The sequence below is a fragment of the Saccharopolyspora sp. NPDC045941 genome (assembly GCF_056431445.1).
Map to the genome: position 1 here is coordinate 59,573 of NZ_JBWKKU010000055.1, position 7,906 is coordinate 67,478.

Here is a 7,906-nt window from a genome sequence, read left to right on the forward strand (position 1 = left end):
ACCTCCTCCCTCCTCCCCCCCCCCCCCCCCCCCCCCCCCCCCCCCCCCCCCCACCCCACCCCCCCCCCCCCCCCCCCCCCCCCCCCCCCCGCCGCGCAGATCGGATTCGACCAGGGAGCGGCACAGCATGGAGACGACGGCGACCGATTCGGACACCACCGTCCGGGATCGGCTGGCGGAGGCGGCGGAGCGCGACGGCCGGGAGGTGGCCGTCGACGAAACCTGGGTGAGCGTGCGGAAACCCGGTATCGCGGTGCCGGACCAGGGCTGGAAGCTGCACATCTCCGCGCGCCCGGGCACGCTCGCCGAGACGCTCGACCGGGCGCTGCCGCTGCTGCTGGCCTGGGACTGCGACTTCAAGGTCGCGCGCTCCCGGCGGGTGCTGCACGAGCTCAACTCCGGCGACGCCGACCCGGCGACGGTCGGCAAGGCGATGACCGTCTACCCGCCGCAGGACGCCGTGGTGCGGCTGGGAAACCTGCTGGCCGAAGCGCTCGCCGGAATGGCCGGCCCGCGGATCACCAGCGACCGGCGCATCCGGCCGGACGCGCCGGTGTACTACCGCTTCGCGCCGTTCCGGCCGCAGTACCGCGTCGACGAGAACGGCGACTTCGAACTAGTGGTGATCGGCCCGGACGGCGAGGTGGAGCCGGGCGCCGCGGGCGCCGAGTTCAGCTGCCCGCCGTGGGCGAGCGACCCGTTCCGCCCGGAACCGGACCCCGGGCCGGAACCGGCCGCGCAGCCGACGACCGCGCGGCCCAGCGTGCTCGGCGGGCGGTACCGGCTCACCTCGGGAGTCCTGCGCGGACCGCGCGGAAACGTCTACCGCGCCGTGGATCCCGACGGCCGCGCGGTGGTGGTCAAGGAGGCCCGCGCCTACGTCGGGGAGAACATCAACGGCATCGACCTGCGCATGCAGCTGCGCAACGAGCGGCGCATCCTGCAAGCCCTGGACGGGGTGGACGGCGTGCCCGGGCTGCTCGACCACTTCCGGCACGGCGAGGACGAGTACCTGGTCATCACCGACGCCGGCACCCTCGACCTGAACCGGTACGTCGGCGAGCGGACCCGGTTCTTCGACGACGCCACCAGCGCGGACCGCGACCTGGGCGTGCTCGCCGCGCGGCTGGCCGAGATCCTCGCCGCCGTGCACGAGCGGGGCGTGGTGATCCGGGACCTGTCGCCGAAGAACGTGGTGCTCGACGACGACGGCCGCTGCACGCTCATCGACTTCGGCAACAGCTACTACGACGGTTTCCAGCTGCACGGCTGGACCCGCGGCTACAGCGTGCCGGACCAGCACACCGACCGGCAGGCGGAACCGGCGGACGACTACTTCTCCCTGGGTGCCACCCTGTTCTTCGCCGCCACCGGCATCAACCCGATCGGCGTCGGCCAGGACCCCGCCCGGAACCTCGAACGCTCGCTGCTGTGCCTGGAACGCCTGTACCCGAGCGCGACCGGGGTGCGCGCCCTGCTGCCCGGGCTGATCAGCCTCGATCCGGCTGAGCGCACGGCGGCCTTCGCCGACCTCCGCGCCGGTCGCCGCACCCGGCGCGGCTCCCGCCCCGTGGCGCCGGAACTCACCGCGGACCTGCTCGAATCGGTGCTGGAGCACACGATCCAGGAGTGCATCGGCGCGGCGGAGCGGATGGCGGCGTCGCCGACCGACGTCGGCCGCTCGGAGCCGCCGAAGACGAACGTCTACAGCGGATCCGCGGGCCTCGGTCTGGAGCTGCTGCACCATCCGCGTGGCGTGGCCGCCGGGCTGGAGCTGGCGCGCTGGACGATCGCCGCGACGCCACCGGCGAAGCTGCCGGCCGCGATGTACTTCGGCCGCACGGGAACGGAGATCTTCCTCTCGACCGCCCGCCGGGCGGCACCGGACCTGCCGGTGTCCAAACCGATCGAACTCGCCGCCGACGAGCGCGGCGACTACATCCACGGCGTCGCCGGGATCGGCGCGGGACACCTGGTCCTGCACGCCCTGGAAACGGACGCCGGACACCTCGCACAGGTCGACGAATGCGCGCGGCGGCTGCTCAGCGGCGAGACGCGCGCCACAGAGGACGCGGTCCCGGCCGCGGCGGACACCGGTGTCGCGCTGGAAGCCGGATTCGCCCACGGCAGTGCGGGAATCGCGCAGTTCCTCCTCGCCTACCACCAGCACACCGGCCACCCGGAGGCGGAAGCAGAGGCGGCGCGGCGGTTCTCCTCGCTCGCGGACGAGGTGGCGGGGCTGATCGAGGTCCTGCGGCGCCCACCGGCGCGGCCGATGGCTGCGTCGTGGTGCCAGGGCATGTCGGGCGTCGTCTCGGCGCTCGTGTCGGCGGCGCAGCACTGGGACGACGACCGGTACTGGGCGCTGGCGAAGGACGGCGCCCGAGCCTGCCTCGGCCTGGCGCCGCAAGCGTGGGTGGTGTCGCAGTGCTGCGGCCTGGCCGGGATCGGCGAGGCGCTGATCGACCTGGCGATCGCCACCGAGGACGAGGAATTCTGGTTGGGAGCAAGAGAAATCGCGGTGCACATGCTGGCCCGCAGCGGCGGTGACTTCACCAGGCCCGACTTCCCGGACAACTCCCTGGAGGCGGCCAGCGCCCCGTGGTCGACCGGCACGTCGGGAGTCCTGTCGTTCCTGCGCCGCCTGCACCACCGCGAAGGTGCCCGCCTGTGGACCACGCCCTGGACCCCACCGGTGTGACCGGGCCCCCGGCGCTACCGCTGGTCGGCCCTGCCGGCATCAGGACTCGGTGCCGGCCATGCGCTGCCTGCGGTGCGCGGCCATCCGGACCGGCGCGTTCGCCACGCCGTATCCGGCGTAGCCTCCGATCCGCTGGACGAGCTCGAAGAAGATCCGCGAGCCGAACAGTTCCGTGAACAGGTGCAGGTACTCGCCGTTCTCGTCCCGGTCGTAGAGCACCGAGTTCGCCCGCAGCTCGGCCAGCAGGCGCGGGTCCAGTTCCAGGCGCGCGTCGAGGTCGTCGTAGTAGTTGTCCGGGATCCGCAGCACCGGCGCTCCCCGCTCGCGCAGGGTGCGCGCCGCAGCCAGCACGTCTTCGCAGGTGAAGGCGATGTGCTGCGGGTCCCGGACCGCCGGCGCCCACTCCCCGCGGCGCACCAGGGTGCCGTTCAACGCGATTCGCACCGTGCCGGACGGGTCGAGCACCGCCCTGCTGCGCACCATCCCGAACGGCGCCGCGTACTCCACGATCGGCTCCGGCTCCAGCCCGAGCACCGAGCGGTAGAACAGCGTGGCCTCGTCGAAGTGGTCGAACGGCTGCGTCAGCGCGACGTGGTCGACGCCAGTGATGCCCAGCCCCCGCTCCGCCGGGGCCTCCGTGCCGGGGAAGTCCGACAGCCAGCTCTCGGTGTCGCAGAAGAACACCTCAGTGCCGTCCGGCGCCGCCACCGACGCCAAGTTCGCCTCCTCCGGCCCCCGGGAACGCGGCAGGATCGGCGCACCCATCGCGTCCGCCCGCTCCGCGGACCGGCCGGGATCCTCGCTTTCCACCGCCAGTGCACCGATCGCCGCCGAGTCCGATGTGGACGACGAGGCGTTCAGCAGCACCCGGGCGCCGCCCTGCCCCCACAGCTGCACCGGCTTGCTGCGGTGCTTCCCGGTGAGCGAGAAGCCGAGCGACGTGAGCGCGTCGGCGAGCCGCGCCGAGGCGATCTCGTCGACGGCGAGTTCCGCGAAGGCGCAGCCGCCGAGCTCCGGTGCCGGCGCGGCGACCGGCATCCCGAGCTGCTCCTCCAGCAGCCGCAGCGACCGCATCGCGTCCACCGCCGCCGGTCCCGGGTCGGCCTGCCGGAAGACGTCGTTGAACACCTCCAGCGACAGCGGCCCCGCGTAGCCGGTGGACAGCACGTTGCCGACGAAGGTCGGCAGGTCGAACGAACCCTGCCCCGGGAACAGCCGGTGGTGCCGGCTCCACTGCAGCACGTCCATGTCCAGCCGCGGCGCGTCGGCCAGCTGCAGGAAGAACAGCTTCTCGCCGGGGATGGTGCGGATCAGCGCCGGATCGCTGCCCCGCGACAGCACGTGGAAGCTGTCCAGGCACAACCCGAGCGCCGGGTGGTCGGCGCGGCGCACGATCCGCCAGGAGTGGTCGTAGGTGTTGACGAACCGGCCCCACGCCAACGCCTCGTAGGCGACGCGCATGCCCCGCGCGGCGGCGCGTTCGGCGAGCAGGCGCAGTTGTTCGGCGGCCAGTTCGTCGTCGTCGACCGCGTCCGGCGAGACCGTCGAGCACACCAGCACCAGATCGGCGCCGAGCTGCTCCATCACGTCGAACTTGCGCTCGGCACGCCGCAGGTTGGCCCGCAGCACGTCCGGCGGGACCGCCTCGAAATCCCGGAACGGCTGGTAGAGATCGATGGTCAGCCCGAGGTCGGTGCAGCGCCGCCGGATCTCGGCGGGCGAGGCGGCGGAGGCGATCAGGTCGTTCTCGAAGATCTCGACGCCGTCGAACCCGGCCGCCGCGGCGGCGACCAGCTTGTCCTCCAGGGTGCCGGACAGGCAGACGGTGGCGATCACCCTGCGGGCATCAGCGGTGGACATGCACACCTCCGGCGAGTTCGGCGAAGTGGTGGAGCATCCGCGCGGCGTCCGGCTCGACGCCGGTGAACAGGCGGAACGAGTCGACGGCCTGGAACACGGCCATGCCCCCACCGTCGAGGACCCGGCAGCCGTTCGCCCGCGCGGCGAGCACGAGTTCGGTCTCCAGCGGCCGGTAGACGACGTCGGCCACCCACAGCCCGGGGCGCAGCAGCTCGGCGGGCACCGGCAGGCCGGGGTGCGCGGCCATCCCGGTCGGCGTGGCGTGCACGAAGCCGTCCGCCCAGGCCAGCGCCCCGGCGGCGGACTCCAGCGGGGCGGCTTCCGCGCGGTCCGCGCCGAAGCGCGCACGCAGCGACTCGGCCAGCGACTCGCTGCGCCGCGGGTCGACGTCGAGCACGCGGAGCACCCCGGCGCCCAAGGTCAGCATCGCGTGCGCCACCGCAGCACCGGCGCCGCCGGCGCCGAGGAGCACGACGCGCTCCACCGGGGCGTCCGGCAAGCCTCGGCTGAAGCTGCGGGCGAAGCCGGACCAGTCGGTGTTGTGGCCGATGGCGCGACCGCCGGTGAAGACGACCGTGTTGACGGCGCCGAGCTCTACGGCGTCCGGCGAGAGCTCGTCGAGGTGCTCGATCACCGCCTGCTTGCCCGGGTGCGTGATGTTGAGGCCGTCGTAGCCGGCGGTGCGGGCGGCCGCCACCAGCTCCCCGATCGCCGACACCGGCTTGCCCAGCACGTCCAGGTCCCACCGGCGGTAGAGGTAGCGGAGCCCGAGCTCCTCGGCCTCGCGCTCGTGCAGCGGCGGGCTCAGCGACGGGCCGATGCCCGATCCGATGAGCCCGACGAGGTAGCCGTCCTGGTTGCGCACCTGAGCTCCTCCTAATTAACGAACCAGCTAGTTAATAATAGGCCCGAAGCCCCGATCCGGGAAGGGCCGCTGCACTACAGTGGGCGTCCAGCCCAAACCGCGAGGGAGCGCCGTGGCAACACCGACGTCCGACACCAGGGAGATCCGGCATCGCGATGCCGAGCGGACGCGCGCGGAGATCCTCGAGGTGGCCACAGCGGAATTCGCCGACAAGGGCTACGCCGGCGCCCGCGTGGACGAGATCGCGGCCCGCACCAGCACCACCAAGCGGATGATCTACTACTACTTCGGCGGCAAGGAGCAGCTCTACCTCGCCGCGCTGGAGAACGCGTACTCCGTGATCCGCGGCATCGAGCGCGAGGTCGACGTCGACGACCTGGACCCGATCGAGGCGATCCGGCGGCTCGCCGAGCTGACCTTCGACCACCACGAGTCGCACCCGGACTTCCTCCGCCTGGTCAGCATCGAGAACATCCATCGCGCCGAGCACCTGGCCAAGTCCGAGCTGCTGCCCGGCCTGGCCACGCCGGCGGTGGACGTGCTGGGCCGCATCCTGCAGCGCGGCCAGGCGGCCGGGCAGTTCCGCGCGGACGCCGACGCCCTGGACGTGCACATGGTGATCAGCTCGTTCTGCGTCTTCCGCACCGCGAACCGCTACACGTTCCAGGCGATCTTCAAGCGCGACATGCTCGACCCGGCCCGCCGCGACCACTACCGCACGATGCTCGGCGACCTGGTGCTCGACTACCTCACCGCGCGCTGATCTCCAGCGCGGACACCCACTCGGAACACACCCTTGACAGGTGATGCGCCACACTTCACTCTTTGGGACTAACTAGATGGTTCATAAGTCGCCGGTCTGAGCAACGGTGCACGGATCCTTGGAGTTACAAGTGACGGACCACTCCACCGCCACGCAGGGCAAACCGCGCAAGGCCGCCGTCGCCGCGTGGATCGGCAGCGCCCTGGAGTACTACGACTTCTTCATCTACGGCACCGCGGCCGCGCTGGTCTTCAACAAGATCTTCTTCCCGGCCTCCTCCCCCGCGACCGGCACGCTGCTCGCGCTCGCCACCTTCGGCGTCGGCTACCTCGCCAGGCCGGTCGGCGCCTTCGTGCTGGGCCACATCGGCGACGTCTTCGGCCGCAAGCGGGTGCTGGTCTCCACGGTGCTGCTGATGGGCGTGTCGACGGTGCTGGTCGGCTGCCTGCCGACGTACCACCAGATCGGCGTGGCCGCGCCGGCCCTGCTGGTGACGCTGCGCCTGATGCAGGGCTTCTCGGCGGCCGGCGAACAGGCGGGCGCGAACTCGATGACGCTGGAGCACGCGCCGCCGGACCGGCGCGCGTACTACACCAGCTTCACCCTCAGCGGCACCCAAGCCGGGCAGATCCTGGCGACCGCGGTCTTCCTGCCGGTGGCCGCGCTGCCCGAACATCACCTGCTGACCTGGGGCTGGCGACTGCCGTTCTGGCTCAGCGCGGCGGTGGTCGTCGCCGGGCTGCTTATCCGCCGCAAGCTCGACGAAACCCCCGTCTTCCAACACGAAGTGGCCGCGGGCGAGACCAAGCGGACCAAGACGCCGCTCGTCCCGCTGTTCCGCGACCACTGGGCCAGCGTGCTGCGCGTCGTGGTCGCCTCGGTGATCGCCGCGGTGAGCACGATCTTCACCGTCTACGCGCTCAGCTACGCGGTGAACACCGCCGGCCTGGCGAAGGCGCCGATCCTGTGGGTCGGCGTGCTGGCCAACGTCGCGGCGCTGTTCGCCATCCCGCTGTGGGCGAAGCTGGCGGACCGGATCGGGCGTAAGCCGGTGTTCATCGGCGGCTCCCTTGGATGCGCCGTGCTGATGGCGGCGTACCTGTGGTCGCTGTCGCTCGGTGACTACACGCTGATCTTCACCACCGGGATCCTGATGTTCGGCGTGGTCTACAGCGCCACCAACGGGATCTGGCCCGCGTTCTACGGGGAGATGTTCCCGGCGCGGGTGCGGCTTTCCGGCATGGCGATCGGCACGCAGATCGGGTTCGCCCTGGCCGGGTTCGCGCCCAGCATCGCCGAAGCCATCGGCGGCGGCCGGGACGGGTGGGTGAACGTGGCGCTGTTCACCGCCGGTCTTTGCGTGCTGAACGCCATTGCCGTTGCCACCGGGCGGGAGACCTATCGGGTTCCCACCGAGGATCTGGGGTTAGCTTCCGGGCGTTCGTCTTCCTTTGGGGTTGGAGCTAGGACTCCGGCCGTTTGAGGTTTGGCTTTGGGCAGGCTCTCGGGTTGGTTCCCGGGGGCCTGCCCTTTTTTGGGTTGGGGTTGGGGTTGGGACTTTTAGTTAGGGGTTCGGCATCTTTTGGGCCATCCCCGCGATGGGTGGATTGTGAGGGCTGCGCGCCGGAGGTCAAGCCCGGCCTGGCGGCCGCCCCTTCGGGGTTTCAGGCTTGACATCCGACCCGCAGCCCCTGGGCGGCTTTGTATCGCGGGGATG

5 protein-coding genes are annotated in these 7,906 nt (G+C 71.7%); 3 read left to right on the forward strand and 2 right to left on the reverse strand.

Going from position 1 to position 7,906, the window contains the following annotated elements; genetic code table 11:
* Positions 1–127 precede the first annotated feature (127 nt).
* Positions 128–2,701: a class IV lanthionine synthetase LanL gene (gene lanL / locus AC07FN_RS33760; RefSeq protein WP_478399265.1), complete on the forward strand. Its 2,574-nt coding sequence runs from the start codon at positions 128–130 to the stop codon at positions 2,699–2,701.
* A gap of 39 nt (positions 2,702–2,740) precedes the next feature.
* Here the strand turns inward: lanL and AC07FN_RS33765 are convergent, their stop codons facing one another.
* Together AC07FN_RS33765 and AC07FN_RS33770 are read right to left on the reverse strand one after the other, a co-directional pair.
* Positions 2,741–4,561 carry a bifunctional sugar phosphate isomerase/epimerase/4-hydroxyphenylpyruvate dioxygenase family protein gene (locus tag AC07FN_RS33765; RefSeq protein ID WP_478399266.1) on the reverse strand — a complete coding sequence of 607 codons (1,821 nt, stop codon included), beginning with the start codon at positions 4,559–4,561 and terminating at the stop codon, positions 2,741–2,743.
* Positions 4,548–5,426 carry a shikimate dehydrogenase gene (locus tag AC07FN_RS33770; RefSeq protein WP_478399267.1) on the reverse strand — a complete coding sequence of 293 codons (879 nt, stop codon included), beginning with the start codon at positions 5,424–5,426 and terminating at the stop codon, positions 4,548–4,550. The genes AC07FN_RS33765 and AC07FN_RS33770 overlap by 14 nt, the downstream gene beginning before the upstream one ends.
* A 112-nt stretch (positions 5,427–5,538) precedes the next feature.
* Here AC07FN_RS33770 and AC07FN_RS33775 point away from each other — a divergent pair, with 112 nt between their 5' ends.
* Both AC07FN_RS33775 and AC07FN_RS33780 read left to right on the forward strand, forming a co-directional pair.
* Positions 5,539–6,189: a TetR/AcrR family transcriptional regulator gene (locus AC07FN_RS33775; RefSeq protein ID WP_478399268.1), complete on the forward strand. Its 651-nt coding sequence runs from the start codon at positions 5,539–5,541 to the stop codon at positions 6,187–6,189.
* A 130-nt stretch (positions 6,190–6,319) separates the two neighbouring features.
* Positions 6,320–7,672 (forward strand): MFS transporter, encoded by a 1,353-nt coding sequence (locus AC07FN_RS33780; protein WP_478399269.1) that lies wholly within the window; start codon positions 6,320–6,322, stop codon positions 7,670–7,672.
* Positions 7,673–7,906: the final 234 nt, after the last annotated feature.